We start from the raw sequence: 16,307 nt of genomic DNA on the forward strand, positions 1-16,307 counted from the left end.
TGCTCGTGAGTCGTGAATTGCTTGATCTGGTCACCGAACAAGCGGACGATGAGATCGTGTTTCCGCCGGAACGCTGGGCGGCGACCTTCCGGTCGCACGCCCAGCTCATCCTCCACGAACTTGGCGAATATCTCGGCTACTCGCCGCCACCGCTGCTCGACCGACTGATCGACGACGCACAGAAGATTCACCAGCAACGGCCAGTGTTACAAGAGACGCTCGCTACCGCTACGCAACCGAGGTGTGAGTCTTAGCTAAAGACGAATAATGCACGCGGTTGCCACAGGTGTTGAGGGATCGAGCGAGGATATCTTGTTCGAGCACGGTATTACTGCACATCACCACAGCTGGGCCGGGCAGAGTGAGCCTGACTTGGAGATGGTACCTGATAATGAGACGTACGAACCGGATATCGGAGATTTCGACCTGCCGTACGGTGACTGGTTTGATGATGTGCCGAACTATGAAGGGACCGTCGATAAACGGGATCACTGGGGGATAACGATTGAGGTCGGTGCAGGTGAGGACGGAATGTATTTCGACCCGCCTGCAGTGCTCGTGGACCCAGATACCTATATTGAGTTCGAGTGGACTGGTAACGGCGGTTCACATAACGTGGTCGAGGAAGATGGGACGTGGGAGTCAGATCTTGTTGACGAGGCCGGGTACACGTTCCCGGTAAACTGGGAAACCCTTGATAGCGATACGCGGTTGAGTGAGCATGGCGTGTACCGGTATACGTGTGAACCGCACGATTCAGCCGGGATGCGGGGAGCAATCACGGTCGGAGATATCGACGACGTAGTTGATGACGTAATCACGTACGAAGTGGAGGACGTGGAGTTGGCTGAAGAGAGTATTGAGCCAGGTGAATCTGTACAGGTAACCGCTCATGTAGATCTGCCAGTTGAAGGCGCTGTCGAGTCGATGGAGATCGGGATTCTCGTTGATGGTGAACTCGTTGAATCGGTGGAACTTCCACCGGCAGCTACGACTGAAACATTCGATATCCCGTTTGATGAGACTGGTGAGTACGATATCCGGGTGAATGATGAACCGGCAGGAACGGTGACGGTTGGATCACCGGTATCAGGTGAGGATGGTAACGATGCATCAGAATCAAAAGCATCTAATGACGGAAGTCAAGACGATTCGGATGGTTCGGGGAATTCTGGCGAAGATGATACTGAGGGAGATGACGATGAGGGGACATCCGAGGAGATGCCCGGATTCGGTGTTCTCACAGCAGTAGCGAGCCTTGGCGGGGCAGCATACCTCATCAAGCGTCGGGTCACCGGTGGAACGGATGATGAACTATGATGTCTACTGAAACTTACTGCTCTTGGATGTTGTTGGATGAGAGTGTGTTGCGGAGTAACGGCGATGGTTCGTTTGCTCTCACCGGTGTGCTCATTCTGATGTCGTTATTCGGAATCTATGCCGTCTGGAAAGGCTCAAACCTTACGCGGCACGGATACAGGATTTTCTCAAATGACCCCATCCCGGCTGCAGAGGCACGCGAAGCACGTGGTGTTGTAGAGGTTGAAGGAACGGCACACCCGGTTTCCGGCTCTACCTCAAGCAAGTACACGGATACACCGTCTCTTGTGCATACGTGGAAAAAACGGAAAGAGGAGACGGGAAGCGGGTCAGATGATGATTCCGCAACGAATATGCGAACGCTGGATTCAGGCCGGGATTCGGTTCCGTTTGTTGTACGGGATGAGAGTGGGGAGATTGTAGTTGATCCGGCTGCGGCATCGCTCTCACTGTCGAACGATAAGACGGGTTACAGTCAGAACCGCGATATCAGAAAATACGAATCCCGACTCCACCCTGGCGATGATGTCCATGTGTACGGACAGAGAAACCACGTAACTGAGAAATGTGATGATTTCGGTGGGGAGGACGTAGTCATCGGAGAAGGAGAGGAAGTATCGCAGTTCCGAGTGTCGGATACTTCTCCGACGAGGACTTCTCTCCGGTTAGTTGCGAAGGGTATCGTGATCTTCGTTATCGGGGTTGGGATAACGATTGGTGCGGGGGTAATGGCACTCCTCCAAAAGGGGGTGATGTGACGTGGTGTCAGAAGACCTCTTAATCGGTTCGTTGCTGGCGCTCATTGGACTCCTATTGTTGTACGGGAGCGTTCGGAGTCTCATTACTGGTATCAAAATCTATCGAAGTGATCGAATCAGTGCTCGTGAGGTCCCGCAAGCTGATGGTGTGGTTGAATTTCAAGGAACGGTCGAACCCGAGCAGGATACTGGCGCGTTTGAATCACCGTTTTCCGGGCGAGAAGCTGTCTGTTATGAAGCCTGGATGAAGGTGAAAAGTAGACATCGAACGGACGTAGACGGTGTCGAAGTCGGCGGTGTGAAAGGGATGGACAAGCCGAGTAACACAGAAGTGTCGTGGGGATTGGCTGAAAGTGATGAGGCCAGACGCCCGTTTGCCGTACAGGATGGTGGATCTCGTGTTATGGTGGATCCGACGGGTGCAGAGATTGATATCACCGATCACATGGGAGAGTCAGTGTTGACAGTCGGAACTGGTGACTCGCTTTCTGAAGATGCGCACGAACGTCTCCAGACGATTACCGAGGACAAGGCTGGGTTTGAGAGTGATGCCGAGACGTGGGACCGTGAAGATGAGACGGTCAAGTATCAGGAGGCCCGATTAGAGCCAGGCGATACTGTTCACGTGATTGGGGCTGAAGTTGAGAGCGTTCCGGACGAATGGGGTCACAGCATAGACGCTACTGTGACCGAAGCTGTTTCAGATGACCAGTTCCGGATCAGCGAAGGAACTGAGAGCGGGATTGTCCGGAATCAACTCATCCAATTCATTACTGGTTCGATTGTTGCTACCGGACTGCTTCTACTCAGCTATCCACCGCTCACAAGAGCAGGGATGATATGATCCAATGTGTTCTTTTTGTAGAGACAATGCATTGAAACAAGGGGCATTTTCTCGTTAAGGGTGTTTGAGTCTCTTCTCATCAGGGGATGTTTTTCATTAGTTCGTGGAGTTAGTCAAATATCCTTATACGCTTGCTGATTGCGCTCATCAGCTGCTCAATCGGATTCGAGGTTCACCTATACCCAAACCACTTGACAGCGGGTTCAGCGATCCTCACAACCTACGGTAGTCAACGCCGAAGATACTTCGTCGCCTACTGTGATCCGTACTGGGACAGCCTCCACGCCGCCCATATATCACACATCCATCCGTTGAAACCGGTACAGAGCAGCCATGATTGCAGCAATCGTAAACAGTGTTAACAGGAGTACTGAGAGCTCCATCGGTACATGTTCGACTGCTTCAAATGACGCAGAGGCCGGATTTGAATCCTCTAATGGCGAATAGACGCCAGTAAATACAACAAGCCCTTCCTTCGTTTCGGAGGGGACTGTGCCATTAATCGCTCGATATATGACGACAAATACGTGACCGAAATGATAACTGACATCGAACAGGTAAAGATGGAAATTCTCGTACATATCTTGGCCGAAAATCCGTACTGGAACGAAAAGAAAGTAGAGTGCTGGAATAACGAGTGCTCCGAGCGTGGTTTGCAGGCGATCCTTGGTGAATACCGCGAGTGCGAGACCGGTTGCAGTTACGACAGACGCTCCGAACATGGCGAATACAAGGTTTGCTGGGAGAAGTGAGAAGACACTGCCCTGAATTGCTGCCGAATTAATATCGGCAAACTCAACAAGCATTATCGCAGTTACAAGCAGATTCACTAATCCGACGAGAGTGGCGAAACTGACGATGGCAAAGAACGTCCCTAGAAGTACTTCCCACCGTTTGACTGGTTTGCTTAGAAGGATTCGTAGACTCCCTCGTTCGCACTCAGTTGCTAAGGTTATCGCACAGAAGACTGCACACAGCGCCAGTAGCGGGATTGCGACACCCAAGAAGACGGACATTAGAATGAACGTCTCGTGAAGCCACGTTTCTTGCTGGGCCAGTGTTGACCCAACAGTTTCGCCATCTTGGGTTGGTGCGATCCCAAGCGCTAGGAATGCAGTAAAGCCCAGAAACGGCACGAGGTATGCCAGAAGTATTTTCGGATTTGAGAGATCAGCGAACGTTTTCCGGTAAATGGTAAATAGTCGCATCCGATTACACACCCTCATTGGACTCGATCATTTCAAGGAACGCTTCTTCTAACCCCGACTCACGATGCATCGATTGCAACCCGATTTCGGCATCACTGAGTACCGTCGGTAAGGTGGTTGAGAACGCATCTTCATCGTCGATCCAGACGGTTACCCCCGAGTCCTCATGAAGTTCGACACGTTCAACGAACGGACACTCCATAAGTAGGTTCTGGAGGGTAGCGTCGTCTGTGGACTCAACAACATATGTTTCGACCAACCCAGCACTGACCTCTGCAAGCGATCCCGATGTTATCACCTTCCCATCATTGATAACCGTCACCTCTTCGATAAACTGTTCGAGCTCCGAAAGGACATGGCTGCTCACGAAAACTGTCTTTCCTTGGTCGGTGAGGTTCTGTAATGTGTCAATAATCGATGCTCTCCCTCGTGGATCAAGTTCGGCTGTCGGCTCGTCGAGAATAAGCAGTTCAGGATCGTGGACCATCGCCTGCGCAAGTGCGAGACGACGCTCCATCCCACCGCTATATCCACTGATAGCCTGATCAGCAGCATCAGCAAGGTTGAGCCACTCAAGGAGTTCATCAACACGTTCCGAGAGATTGCCATCAAGCCCGGACATCTTCCCCATATGACGGAGATAAGATCGGGCAGTCATCGAATTATAGAAGACCGGATCTTGTGGTGCATAGCCGATTTTTTCGAGCGCTGCATGCGATCCCGCAGGGTCACCACCGATTGTCGCCTCCCCTACCGTCGGAGTGACAACGCCAACAAGCATTCCCATTGTCGTCGATTTGCCAGCACCGTTGGGACCAACAAAACCATGGATACTTCCCGCATCAATCGTCAGATCAATGCCTTGGACTGCCTTGATATCGCCGTAGTGCTTGGTCAAGTTGTTCGCCTCAATCATCGTCATGTTGAACGTCTCCTGAATCGGCGTACACTATAGGGTACGAACATCGAAGCCGTGGCAAGAGCGGTAGCTGCATAGAGCAGCAAGTCTGCGGACGATGACTGATCAGGCGACTCCATATTCGGTGGTTCGAATTCGGAGATGGTAGCCCGGATCGCTTCGGGATCGCCACCGGTGTGACCGATACCCTCCCCGGTTGGGACGTCCTCAGGACAGTCTGACTCCGGATTGCCAGCAACCCGCCCTTCGATATTGTTTCCACAGATAATCGCCTGGTGTTCAGGGCCTTGCCCTGCGTCCGATCCTGGGGAAAACCCGAGTCCCCACCCGTCCCCAAAGCCACTGATCTCGTTCCCGTAGATCGCATTCTCTGTGCCGACTTGTTCGGCAATCTCGTCATCAGGCGAGTCCTCAACCTCTCTCCCCACATTGACAGCATTTCCTTCACCGTCCTGAATGAGACACCATCGTAACGTACAATCGTATCCTGCAAGATTCACAGACGTAGCAGGCCGGTCGAGATCGTTCTGCGAGCCCCCTCCGTCTGTGCAATACTCAATCGTTACATTCTCCGCACCTGGTTTAACGTCCACAAGCTGCGAGTGCGGATGTCCTGCCGAGTTGTCGATGTGATGGATGTGTATGTCTTGCGTTCGATCCCATCCGGTAATATTGTCGTGCTGGTGAATGGTAGTCCTGCCAGTTCCAACATATACGATTTCGCCATTGTGGTTTTCTTCGTCCGTCAGCTGCCACTTCGCACCCGCACGTCCCGTAACCTCGAAGGGACCGACCCCGACGTTCTTTGCGAAGTTCAAATTCACGAGTTGGCGACCGGAGTTACCGATCCCGTGTGGTGCGATGACGATCCCTTCCACGTACTCATCCAGATCTGGTGCGGTCATATGAACCACCGGACCATCCCCGTACGCATCGGGATCTTCCGGTCGATCAGGATCAGCCAGTCCGTCGATTAAAAGCCCTGTCAGGTGGAAGTGATTGACAACAATAGCGATAGCCGCAGGCGAATCCGGTGGGCGTCGAAGGACCGCATCTGGTGGACCGGTAAGCTCAACTGGGTTCTCGGGTGTCCCGCCTTGGTCAGGGACGACGAACTCCTGATACTCACCTGAGTTTGCGTAGACTCTCTCGCCTGGTTCGACGCGTTCGAGTGCTTCCTGAATCGTTCCGACTGGTGAATCTGCAGTACCTGGATTGTCGTTACGACCAGACGGATCTACGAATACCGTATTTTCTTCTGTAATATTTTGATGTGAATCTCTGGATATCTGTTGTTGACTCGCTGAGGACGGAACCGACGTATCGCCAGCTCCACCAGCAACGCCAGTCAATACGCCGAGTGAACCCCCACAAATCCCGGCGAGAACTGCCCGACGACCGATGTCAGGTCCATTCATATCTGACTGACTGCATAATTCCGTCCGGATTTTTTATTCTTATCCCGTGGGAATGTTGCACGGTGTGCACAGATGCTGACCAATTAAGCGAAGTGATGAGGTGAGACAATCTGGGCTTCACTGCGGTACTCTTGGTACTGTCCTTCAGCCCACTCTCGGAGCGTCCCATCTGATGATTCGAGTAATGCACGAGGCATACCGTCGTCGTCTGCCACGCCGATTTGTATCGCTGTACCATCAGATAACCCTACATAAAAAGGCATAGAGCGCTCTACAGAGAGGACGGTTAACCGGTCAGTTTGTAGTTGTTCACGGAATATCGGGGCAAACTCACCAGAGGCGATTGTCTTTTTTACTTCTGGAGAAACGATGATTTCTGCTTCGAGGGTTTCATTCATTATTTGCTCGTGAGCTACCTTGGCACCTTCGAGATCTATCGCTGGAAATATTCCACGAAATACATCAGTTTCTTGAATGAATTCTGTCTGGGACCTTCCCGGTGCATACGGATCACCAGCAGTATATACAGTGATATCAGCACTCTGTAATTGCTCAATATCGAGGTCGTGATCGAAGTAGGGAAACCAAGTTAGGAAAACAGATAGTTTTTCAGTTGTCTGAACCATTTCAGCCAGCTCCAAAAACTCTTCAGTAAGGAGTTCACCGACTGGAGTCAAGTGGTACGATTCATGTTCTTTTGTAACCCAGTTCTGTTCTTCGAGTGACGTTAGTGACCGTGCAACCGTCGATCTTGATTTTTCGAGCTCCGCTCGAAGATCACGTTGCGTGGCTGGGCCTGACTCGAATAATTGTTGTAGGATTTATACTCGTGATTCTGAGCGTGCAAGGAACGAAATTTTCTCAATAGGATCCGCACTTGTATCCATATAGCTAATCACAGTGTCTTTTTAGTGCATAATAGTTGGCCTCTGGGTAGAATCATGACTAAACCGACGAATGCCATCCTCAACTAATCCTCTTCCGAGATTTATTTCTCTTCAGACAGTTTTTGACAATAATCTACAGTATTCTTACTAGTAGTCGCATCCGTTTGTACTATTAGTTGAGTAATTGAAGGACGAGCAGATGGGGTCGAATTTTACCAGAAACGGATCCTACGCCAACCTCATCGCCTATCTGGCCTCCGGATCCATAGAGAAGGGAAGCGAGAAGGCTATATAGCAAATATCAGCACACGTTTTTAAATAAGGGGGTTCGGGTGCATTCGTATTCGGTTAATACCCTCGGTAATACCGGGGTTGCGTTCTTCACCGCCCATGACCGTCGAAAATGGATGGTGAAACAGTTGATTCGAAGTGATTGAAGAGGTGTGAATCTGCGGGTTTCGTCAAGTGCGGCCGTTCTTGCTACGAGATCTTCTCGACGACGTGCAACTGTCCTCCCCAATTACTGAAGGGTATTTCATCTGGATGTATATCCCTCTCGGGCACAACCGAATACGAATGGGTTTGGGTGCTACTCGATGGATTCGATGAACTCGTCTAACGTATCCGTAAGTTCGTCAACCTGCTCCCCATCCTCATCCGCTGAGTACCGGACGATATACACATCCTTCTCGTTCGAATTCCGTGTCGTATCAACCTCTTCAACACCTTTCCAAATCCCTGTAACCTCTACCTCACCATACAACTCGTGATCATACGTTCCTTCTCGCTCCACCACCTGGTCTGAGTTAGAGTTCGGCTGATCACCAGACTCACCCATTGGTGTCTGTACTGTTGCAGTTGTTTTCGTCCACTTCCACTATACCCTCACTGCTAACTGAGATTTTGTAACCGGCGAACTGGAACGATACCCGGCGCTTATTCCGGGATGAACCGTTTGATGGCTGAACCAGATTTTCAAGAGCATCTGTATCCACAGCTGAATGCAAGGGTGCAAGTTCAACAGGATCTGTCTGGGAAATATCGGCAACAGCAGCTACAACCGCCAGACTTGGCCTATCTGCCGACGAATCATACTCTAACCGGTAGAGCCCATCTTTCTCAAGCTGCTCAACCACGCGTTCTGATTGAAGAATATCTCCTACCGTTGATTTTTCTGGTAATTTTGTGTTCTGGTATTCTTTAGAGGAGTCAGCAACCGTTTTTTGAGATCGGTCATTTCGAGCCACGTCTTATGTATGGGGCGTGGGATTGGTGAGTCTGGCTTTTACTCTGGTAACCTGTTTATAAGTCTCAGTCGGAAGGGTGGATCAATGTGCTTGCGATCAAACGACGAGTCCCTCGTTGAAGACGAGAAGCTAATGCTTGCCGTGAGATATTAAGCTCATCTGCAACTTCCTTCTGGGTCACCTCCCGAGGAGAATCATAGAACCCACAAGCATACGCTAAGGTCAACGCCTCTCGCTGTGCCTCAGTTAGATCATACCTTTGCCCGGACTGCAAGGGGGAAAGCGCGTGAAGCTCGGTAAGTTCTATAGGAATACCGTTGTTTTTACAGTATGATTGAAAATCAGATAGGTCCTGTTGTTTATTCCCTCGAACTTCAAAAGTCCACTTATCCTCCTTCCCAATAGCTGACACCAGTTCCACATCCGTCTCAAGGATCGCAGTTAGAACACTCTCATACTCAAAGTCCCAATCAATACGGATGAAAAGTTCTCCATCAACATCATCAATGATTCGAAGATCATTGATTCCAGGATGATCAATACCATCCAAATTGATGTCTGACGAGTCAATCTGTTGAAGCCAGAAGTACGGGATCAGCACGTCATTGGTAGGAACTACCCTATCTAACTCAATCTGTGCTGCAGGGAATTTTGAGAACACTTCAGCAAGAGGGAACTCGCCCTGTGTAGCAGTGAATGATGCTTCAATCGCCATAAAGAGTCTAGCCGTGACCAAGGTAAAGCCCCTTCGCAGCATCCGCACAGCCAGATAGAAGCAGAGAGAGGGTGCGTAACTGAGTTCGACCGTGTCTGGGTACTGGTCGGCAAACGATATCTCGACGATAAAGATCGAGCTGGCCGATCACTTCGAAACCTACTCGACTCCTAAGACTGGAACACAGTCTACCCGTTCCAACAAACCAGTGGGATAGGGAAGCAGAACCAGTATCTCAAACAAGTCGTCGAACACGAAGAACTCACTTTTCCATACAGAACTCTCGATCAAGTGGAAGATCAACAGCTAACGTTCAGCGACTTCTAACCAGTTTCTTATATCCAAATTTAGAGAATTAGGACAGTATTCTAATATATATGAAGGTATATATTCACTATAGCAAATCGATTATGAGATTTATAATAATAAACTCTACAATCGGTAAGCCTATCCAAATAGGGGTTCTTCTGACAGACTACTAATGGGGATAATTGCAGAGTTCACGATGACGGCTGACGAATTTGTCTTAGGAGATGCTTTATTGGTTCCCGAAATTGACCGGATAGAGTTTGAACGAGTTGTTCCTGCTCGTAAGTCCGTGATGCCGTTCTTCTGGGTTTGGGGCACTGATTTTGATGAGTTCGAATATGAGGCAGAGACAGAACCAGAAATCTCAAAACTAGTGCATGTGGATTCTTTTGAAGACGGGCGTTTGTACCGTGCAGAGTGGAGCCAGTACGTAAGCGGGTTAGTACGCGGGATCAAGCAATGTGACGCAGTTCTTCTTTCTGGTACCGGAGAAAAGGACCACTGGGAATTCGAGATAAGGTTTCCAAACAAAGACGATCTCACAGATTTCAGTAGCCAATGCATTGAGAAAGAATTGGAACTTTCCTTAGAACGTATGCATATGGTTTCACCTCCGAGTAACGATAGAGATATCGGGTATGGGCTTACACCACGACAACGGGAGCTTCTCACTGAAGCTGCTAAAAATGGGTATTACGAGGAACCTCGTGCAGTGTCTTTACAGGAGCTGGCTGAGGATTTTGATATTTCTGCTGCTTCGGCTACTGGTTTGCTACGACGTGGTACACACCAACTGATTGACTCAACTATTCTTCAGGAAAGGTAGACTGACCCAACAGATTTTGGAACAAGCCTTTAAAACGCTAAAGCGTTAGTCTTTACGCGTTTGAACCTGTAGGCCTTATAGAAAACATGAACCGGTAACTCGGTTTCACGCACCCCAATAAATATCCCAGCTTAGACCCTAATTATGGATAACAAGAACGCAGACAAAGAACTTCCTGCACGGGCAAAGAACGGTGAGACCCCCCTCAAGGTTGGTCAACCCTCAAAAGATCAGAATGCTCGCTCCCACTATGTACTTGTATATGAGAACCGGCAAGAGAAATTAGCCACTGTTACGGAGTTCTTAAGAGAAGGGGTTCAAAACGAAGAGAAATGTATTGCAATATACAATGATCAATTCGGTAAGGATTTGCAGTCTGCCTTACGTGCTACCGGGGTTGACGTGGAAGCCGCAATCGGGAAAGAACAATTAGAAATCAAAACTGTTGAAGAGACATATCTGGCACCGGATGAAATAACTGCCGAATCTATGGGAAACTGGATCGAAGAGATCCTGGATAAGAAAAAGGATGATAAGCTGATCCGAGTTTCTGGAGGTATGTCATGGGCGACAGATATGTTATCAGATCTGGGAGTTTTGGCTGAGTATGAGAAACTCTCCGATGAAATAATTGAAGATACCTCGCTAATGGCACTATGCCCATACAATGTTAATAAATTCCCTGACGAGTTTTTGTATAAAGTTCTATCTCATCATCCAATGTACCGGTCGCCAACAGGTGCCTGTGCGAATACTTTTCAACATAACCAATTAGCACCAACCGTCAACGAAAACGGATTGTTCGAAGCAGTAAACACGCTTGAGAAGCTTAGCCAGTACTCATCTCAGAAAGAGAAGATAGAGAAGATAACCAATCTTGCTAACAGGTTTGATGATAGAGAAGGCGATAGCAAATCCGAATTGATAGATGAGATCGTGAATACTGTCCGCATACTGTTCTCTCCCTCTTTCAGCACTGTCTGGCTTTACGATCATGAAACCGGGAGTTTCCGACCAAATGAATCTACGACCGAATCTGGAATCCTGGATACAGAAGCGATTACAGACGCACTCTCTGACCGGACATGGGAGATATTTACTAGAGAAGAAGGAATCCAAAGAGAGCCAATCTCTTTTACAGAAGCGTCTGATGGGCCAGCCGATCTTCCGCTTGGAGAAACTGTGTCTGTTCCTCTTGGGCGTCACGGTGTACTAGTTGCGGTTTTCCCGGATTACATGACGCTCAATGATTATGATATAGCGGTTCTTCAAACTCTTCAAACGAAATGTCGGACAGCGCTTGACAACATCATATATCAGGAAAGTGTTGAAGAGCACCAAACTAAGCTAGAAGAACAAACCGAACAAATCCGGGAACTCGAAGAGGTCATTTCCCTGCTTCAAGATACAGGTCGTGAATTGATTGATGCAAATACAAGAACCGAGATCGAACAAACCGTATGCAATCAGCTTTCTTCCTCTTCCTTAGTGAATTTCGCATGGTTCGGTACTGACAGTTCTAAAGACTCATCGATCACACCTTCTCGATCATGTGATAGTGAAAATGATTATCTAGAGTCAGTACAAGCTCACCAGGAAAACCCGGTTATAGAGCCTGCAACTACTGCCTTCAAAAATAACAAACCTGTTGTGATAGATGACCTGATTACAGAACCACCGTTTGAACCTTGGCGAGCCAAAGCATTAGAAAGAGGATACAAGTCTGTCGCAAGTGTACCAGTCTGCTTCAAGGATTCCAAGTATGGTGTACTAACATTGTTTTCTGACCGGACTAACGTATTCAACCATCAGATTGAGCAAGTCTTAGAAAATCTTGGTCGATGTACAGGACATGCGATCAATGCTTGTGAGACCAAAAAGGCGTTGATCAGCGAACAGGTAACGGAACTGGAGATCTGTATCAAAGACAATTCTCTTCCCAGTATCTCACTTGCCTCCGAGTTCGACACCCGAATTACGTTCAAGGGAATTGTCCCACAGAAGGATTCTCCTCCCCGAACTTACTTCACCATTCACGACTGTAATAAAGAAGAGGTAGAAGCATTTGCTAAACGGAATTATGGAATTCGAAACATCAACCATATTGTAGAGAAGGGTGACGGTCACTTATTTGCCAGTATTGTTGATGATCCATGCTTCTTCCAGATTTTATTAGATCATGGAGGTGTCCCATGTGAATTAACTGCTGAGGGGGACAAGGCTGAGATGACGTTAGAACTGCCGAATAACATGTCCTCAGGGTCTTTCATTTCGATGCTTGAAAGGCTGTATAACCATGTTGAAGTCAAGTCAAGCCAAACCCGGGAACGAGAATTCCATGTCCGTGAAGAGTTCAGACAAGAATTTGAGAACGAAATAACCGACCGTCAAAAACAAGTCTTGAAGACAGCGTATCACAGCGGTTTCTTCAATTCCCCACGAGATTGCACCGGTCAGGATCTAGCAGATCAACTGGGTGTAACCCAGCCCACCGTCACAGAGAACGTTCGAAGCGCTGAACGCACATTACTCAGACTCCTCTTCGGTTCTTAACGGTCGATCACTTTCGTTATCAGCATTATCGGTCGCTCTAGGCATGTTTATTCACAAAGCGAGAACGCCTTTCCGTCTATCCCTAGTGGATTGAATAGACATGAGTGGAGCAGAAATGGGTGACGAAGCAGTAGTTGATACGATGCAAGATGGGGAGACAATTTCACGGACTATTCTTCGCTTAGTATCTGTACTCAAGGACAGGAAACCTTCAGAACTTGAACAGCCCTTGTACAACGCAATCGATCCTGAGGCTTTGAATTCATTGTTTCAGGAGCAATCAATGGGCAAACTCACGTTCAAATACCATGGGTGCACGGTAACAGTATGGTCTTCGGGAAAAGTATCTGTAGAACCCTCTCAAAGCATCGAATAACAAAAGATTGGCGGTGATTGTTAGCAGGCAGTTCCCTGATCGGCGTCGTAGGTGCCGATTATCTCAGTGGCTGCTAAGACTTCGGCTTCCATCGCAATCGTGGAACCAAGCCGCCGCTTCCGAGTTTCCTCCGGCGTCCCGAGTTCACTGTCCAATGCGAGGAGCTTGAAGTGGTAGTCGTGGCTGTCTTCGGGCGGTGACGCACCTTCATACCCTTGTTCCACATAGTCGCTGTACCCTTCTGTAGCGTTTTCAGCATCCCATCCTTGTGGGATTGTACCGATACCTGAATCGATGTCCCATGCAAGCCAGTGATCCTAGGTGTGTCCTGCTACTAGTTGAGCGTCGAGGTCATCCATAATTAGGACAAGTGATTTTGCCTTGTCGGGTACACCCGAAATCTCCAGCGGCGGGTTACACTGGAAAACAGGAAAGAGTGGGGAGAGCAGTACATTGGCTTCTAAAACTCATTCTCATCAAATTCTTTACACAGAGAGAGTATTTCGGTCAAGATTTCCGGAGGGTTTGACAGACGGACTGCCCCACTTCTACGATCATACTCTATGAGCCCGCAGCCTTCCATCATGGGAAGTCCGTTGTGCTGGAGCTGTGTTTTCACTGATTCGACTGTTTCCGGTTCGACGTCGTCCGGTGGTACCCCTTCTTTTTTACAGCAGAATTGTGCGACAAGTTGTTCTAATTCAGCTGCTTGTTTTTGTTCGAGTAGGTAGAGCAGGTGTCTGCGGCGTGGTTCTGCGAGCGCTCTGAGGATTGTTCCCAGTTCTTGGGTTTGGTTGAATCCTCCGTCGGCTGTTTTTTCATGCCTTGTTTCTACACATTTCGTCTCGCAGCACTGTCTACTGAAATCATCGTCAGACATGTGTTCGGTATTCAACACCCTACGGGATATGGTTTGTGGAGTGTTATCACGGCTTGTGCACAGTCTTCTTATATTTTGTTCAGGGCTTCACGGTGTTCGACGAATTGTTTCTGGGTCTTGTTCTCAAAAGCTAATCTGCCGTGTTCTTCGTACTCTCCGATGTAGGCGTTTTCCAAGGCGTCTCTGCTGGGGATGGGGTCTCCGCCTTGGTCCATGTAGATCAGTTGGTCGGGTTCCTGTACTGCTGGTCCGTACAAGACACGGGGTTCTGTTTCCGGCCACAAACCTTTGTCCTGCCAGAACGCTTTGATCTCCTCAAGTGATATTTTCACGGTTTCTCGTATGGATAGGTGGTCTGCTCGTTGGTAGCCGTCCCTGCTGTAAAATTCGCCAAAATAGGCTGCTTTCTGAACTCCGTTCCCGTCTACTCCTCTGATGTCTGCTGGTGGGTCTCTTGTTAGGTTGGGCTGGGTCAACTCCTCGATCACTTCAAATTGAGACTGTGGGCTTCCCCCGAGTACATGTACATTTCGTCCTCGCCAGTCACGAACCGAGCTGTAATCTTCTGGTTTCAAATCACTGTACCCGTTCGGGTATCCCAGAGTCACTTCTTGGTCCAAGATCTCGAACGCATCCTCGCATTTCGCTACCACGATTATCTCTTTTCCAGGGCTTTCTTCAAGCAGCTGGATCGCTGTCTCACCCAACTCTTCTGCTTCAGTTCTATTGTAGGCATCACCGAGCACCGCCACGGAAGGGTCATACCGTGGGAAGGTGTCAAGGTACCTGTCCAAGTCAGGGTGTTCGAACCAGTTATTGAGGAAAACCACTGGCGGGTTCGCGTTCGGAATATCTCCTACTTGATAATCATAGTCTTCCCTGATTCCCGGAGCAAAACCCAGTTCATACCCTTCTGTCACCATTGGATGCCGCCCAGTGTGTGGTACATAGGAAAGTTTTCGATCCTCTTCTAAGTCTATCCCACAACCACCCCTAACAAATCAAGAAACAATTAGGGAATCAGGATTTTTCAACCCTACCACTGCAAATATCACCCTTCGCGTTATCCGACTACAACCCCTGAATACTGTATGAGCGTTATCACCGAGTTCACCATTCCCGCAGAGGCCTTCGCACTTGAACACACCTTCCAACAAGTTCCAGACCTGTCCATTGAAGTTGAACGATTAGCCACGCACAGCCGGGAGTGGATCATGCCCTTCCTCTGGGTACGAACAAAAAACCCAGAAACAGTAGAAACACCACTAAACGAAGATCCCAGCGTCGAAAGCGCCGAACTGATCGAAACCGGGGACGATGTCGCCTACTTCAACATCCACTGGAGTGAAGATGTGCAAAGCCTGATCGACCAGATCGTTAACCAGCACGGTATTATACAAGAAGCCGAAGCACTCGACAATCTTTGGTACCTTAAACTCCAGTTTGTAGATCAAGAAGCACTACAACAGTTCCAGGACTATTTCCACGACAAAGGTTACTCGTTCGAACTCCAACGGATATACGATGGAACCGCCCGTAAAGAACGAGAATACAACCTCACACCAGAACAACGCGAAGTACTGGTTACCGCATTGGAAATGGGATACTTTAACGTACCACGTGAAGCACAGATCGGGGATTTAGCCGAGAAACTGGATATCTCTACCAACTCCGTGTCCGAACGTTTGCGTCGTGCGTCCGCCAACCTCACACGGAACACAGTGACCGTTTCTGCACCTAAAGCAGATTCTGAAACCGGATAAGAAGTGTGAACCCGTACAGCGAAGAGCATATAAATAACCTTGAACTCACTGCATGAGGTGTTTCCCCCATCCGTTCTAGCTTAGTGACTGGCTGAGACGGCGACCACGCCGAAATTGCACCGAGTCTGACCGCTATCATACCGAGATAGCTGCTGTTCCACCAAACCAGCCGGTTCTTCGTTATGTCTCCCGTCACAGGCGGCGCACTCGCAGTCGTGAGTGCGCCGCCGTTCCAGAGCCATCGCTGATCAGTCCGGGCGATCCAGCCCGTCTCGTCAGGCGAG

The 16,307-nt window shown here is 49.0% G+C and carries 16 protein-coding genes and 2 pseudogenes; 8 read left to right on the forward strand and 10 right to left on the reverse strand.

All coding sequences use genetic code 11. The features are described 5' to 3' along the window. The 4 genes and pseudogenes from EA473_RS21275 to EA473_RS21290 all read left to right on the forward strand — a co-directional run. Positions 1-254 (forward strand): annotated as a pseudogene (locus EA473_RS21275) (IS4 family transposase); the annotation flags it as partial. A 13-nt stretch (positions 255-267) separates the two neighbouring features. Further along, complete coding sequence (locus EA473_RS21280) at positions 268-1,320, forward strand: halocyanin domain-containing protein (RefSeq protein ID WP_124197622.1); 1,053 nt, start codon at positions 268-270, stop codon at positions 1,318-1,320. A 26-nt stretch (positions 1,321-1,346) separates the two neighbouring features. Further along, the gene (locus EA473_RS21285) at positions 1,347-2,078 is read left to right on the forward strand and encodes a hypothetical protein (protein ID WP_165875354.1); all 732 of its coding nucleotides are present in this window, start codon (positions 1,347-1,349) and stop codon (positions 2,076-2,078) included. A 4-nt stretch (positions 2,079-2,082) separates the two neighbouring features. Continuing rightward, the gene (locus EA473_RS21290; RefSeq protein ID WP_124197624.1) at positions 2,083-2,922 is read left to right on the forward strand and encodes a hypothetical protein; all 840 of its coding nucleotides are present in this window, start codon (positions 2,083-2,085) and stop codon (positions 2,920-2,922) included. A 296-nt stretch (positions 2,923-3,218) separates the two neighbouring features. Here EA473_RS21290 and EA473_RS21295 read toward each other — a convergent pair whose 3' ends face one another. The 7 genes from EA473_RS21295 to EA473_RS21325 form a co-directional block, all read right to left on the reverse strand. Further along, a complete protein-coding gene (locus tag EA473_RS21295; RefSeq protein WP_165875355.1) occupies positions 3,219-4,130 on the reverse strand; it encodes an ABC transporter permease in 912 nt (303 codons plus the stop codon). A 4-nt stretch (positions 4,131-4,134) separates the two neighbouring features. Further along, entirely contained in the window at positions 4,135-5,052 is a 918-nt protein-coding gene (locus tag EA473_RS21300) for an ABC transporter ATP-binding protein (RefSeq protein WP_124197626.1), read from the reverse strand. After that, positions 5,049-6,467 carry a hypothetical protein gene (locus tag EA473_RS21305; protein ID WP_124197627.1) on the reverse strand — a complete coding sequence of 473 codons (1,419 nt, stop codon included), beginning with the start codon at positions 6,465-6,467 and terminating at the stop codon, positions 5,049-5,051. Before EA473_RS21305 ends, EA473_RS21300 begins: the two co-directional genes overlap by 4 nt. Before the next feature lie 83 nt (positions 6,468-6,550). After that, positions 6,551-7,288: a helix-turn-helix transcriptional regulator gene (locus EA473_RS21310; protein WP_124197635.1), complete on the reverse strand. Its 738-nt coding sequence runs from the start codon at positions 7,286-7,288 to the stop codon at positions 6,551-6,553. A 655-nt stretch (positions 7,289-7,943) separates the two neighbouring features. Then, on the reverse strand, positions 7,944-8,192 hold the full coding sequence (locus tag EA473_RS21315) for a hypothetical protein (RefSeq protein ID WP_124197628.1): 249 nt from the start codon (positions 8,190-8,192) through the stop codon (positions 7,944-7,946). Next, a complete protein-coding gene (locus EA473_RS21320; RefSeq protein ID WP_243645337.1) occupies positions 8,185-8,601 on the reverse strand; it encodes a HalOD1 output domain-containing protein in 417 nt (138 codons plus the stop codon). Before EA473_RS21320 ends, EA473_RS21315 begins: the two co-directional genes overlap by 8 nt. Before the next feature lie 64 nt (positions 8,602-8,665). Beyond that, positions 8,666-9,316, reverse strand: a complete 651-nt coding sequence (locus EA473_RS21325) for a helix-turn-helix domain-containing protein (protein ID WP_124197629.1) — start codon at positions 9,314-9,316, stop codon at positions 8,666-8,668. 505 nt (positions 9,317-9,821) lie between these two features. Between EA473_RS21325 and EA473_RS21330 the strand changes: the two genes are divergently transcribed. The 3 genes from EA473_RS21330 to EA473_RS21340 all read left to right on the forward strand — a co-directional run bounded on the left by EA473_RS21330 (position 9,822) and on the right by EA473_RS21340 (position 13,380). After that, a complete protein-coding gene (locus EA473_RS21330) occupies positions 9,822-10,451 on the forward strand; it encodes a helix-turn-helix domain-containing protein (RefSeq protein ID WP_165875356.1) in 630 nt (209 codons plus the stop codon). A 144-nt stretch (positions 10,452-10,595) separates the two neighbouring features. Beyond that, the gene (locus EA473_RS21335) at positions 10,596-13,004 is read left to right on the forward strand and encodes an MEDS domain-containing protein (RefSeq protein ID WP_124197631.1); all 2,409 of its coding nucleotides are present in this window, start codon (positions 10,596-10,598) and stop codon (positions 13,002-13,004) included. 100 nt (positions 13,005-13,104) lie between these two features. Next, entirely contained in the window at positions 13,105-13,380 is a 276-nt protein-coding gene (locus EA473_RS21340) for a HalOD1 output domain-containing protein (protein ID WP_124197632.1), read from the forward strand. A gap of 20 nt (positions 13,381-13,400) precedes the next feature. On the opposite strand, the pseudogene EA473_RS23315 reads toward EA473_RS21340, so the two are convergent. From EA473_RS23315 to EA473_RS21360, 3 genes and pseudogenes are all read right to left on the reverse strand, one after another. Continuing rightward, a pseudogene (locus tag EA473_RS23315) lies at positions 13,401-13,829 on the reverse strand (YbhB/YbcL family Raf kinase inhibitor-like protein). A gap of 11 nt (positions 13,830-13,840) precedes the next feature. Continuing rightward, the gene (locus EA473_RS21355; RefSeq protein WP_124197633.1) at positions 13,841-14,260 is read right to left on the reverse strand and encodes a DUF7344 domain-containing protein; all 420 of its coding nucleotides are present in this window, start codon (positions 14,258-14,260) and stop codon (positions 13,841-13,843) included. 68 nt (positions 14,261-14,328) lie between these two features. Further along, entirely contained in the window at positions 14,329-15,183 is an 855-nt protein-coding gene (locus tag EA473_RS21360) for a DUF6610 family protein (protein ID WP_207890230.1), read from the reverse strand. A 168-nt stretch (positions 15,184-15,351) separates the two neighbouring features. Between EA473_RS21360 and EA473_RS21365 the strand changes: the two genes are divergently transcribed. Continuing rightward, on the forward strand, positions 15,352-16,023 hold the full coding sequence (locus EA473_RS21365; protein ID WP_124197634.1) for a helix-turn-helix domain-containing protein: 672 nt from the start codon (positions 15,352-15,354) through the stop codon (positions 16,021-16,023). Positions 16,024-16,307 lie beyond the last annotated feature (284 nt).

This window comes from Natrarchaeobius chitinivorans (assembly GCF_003841505.1).
Lineage (GTDB): Archaea > Halobacteriota > Halobacteria > Halobacteriales > Natrialbaceae > Natrarchaeobius > Natrarchaeobius chitinivorans.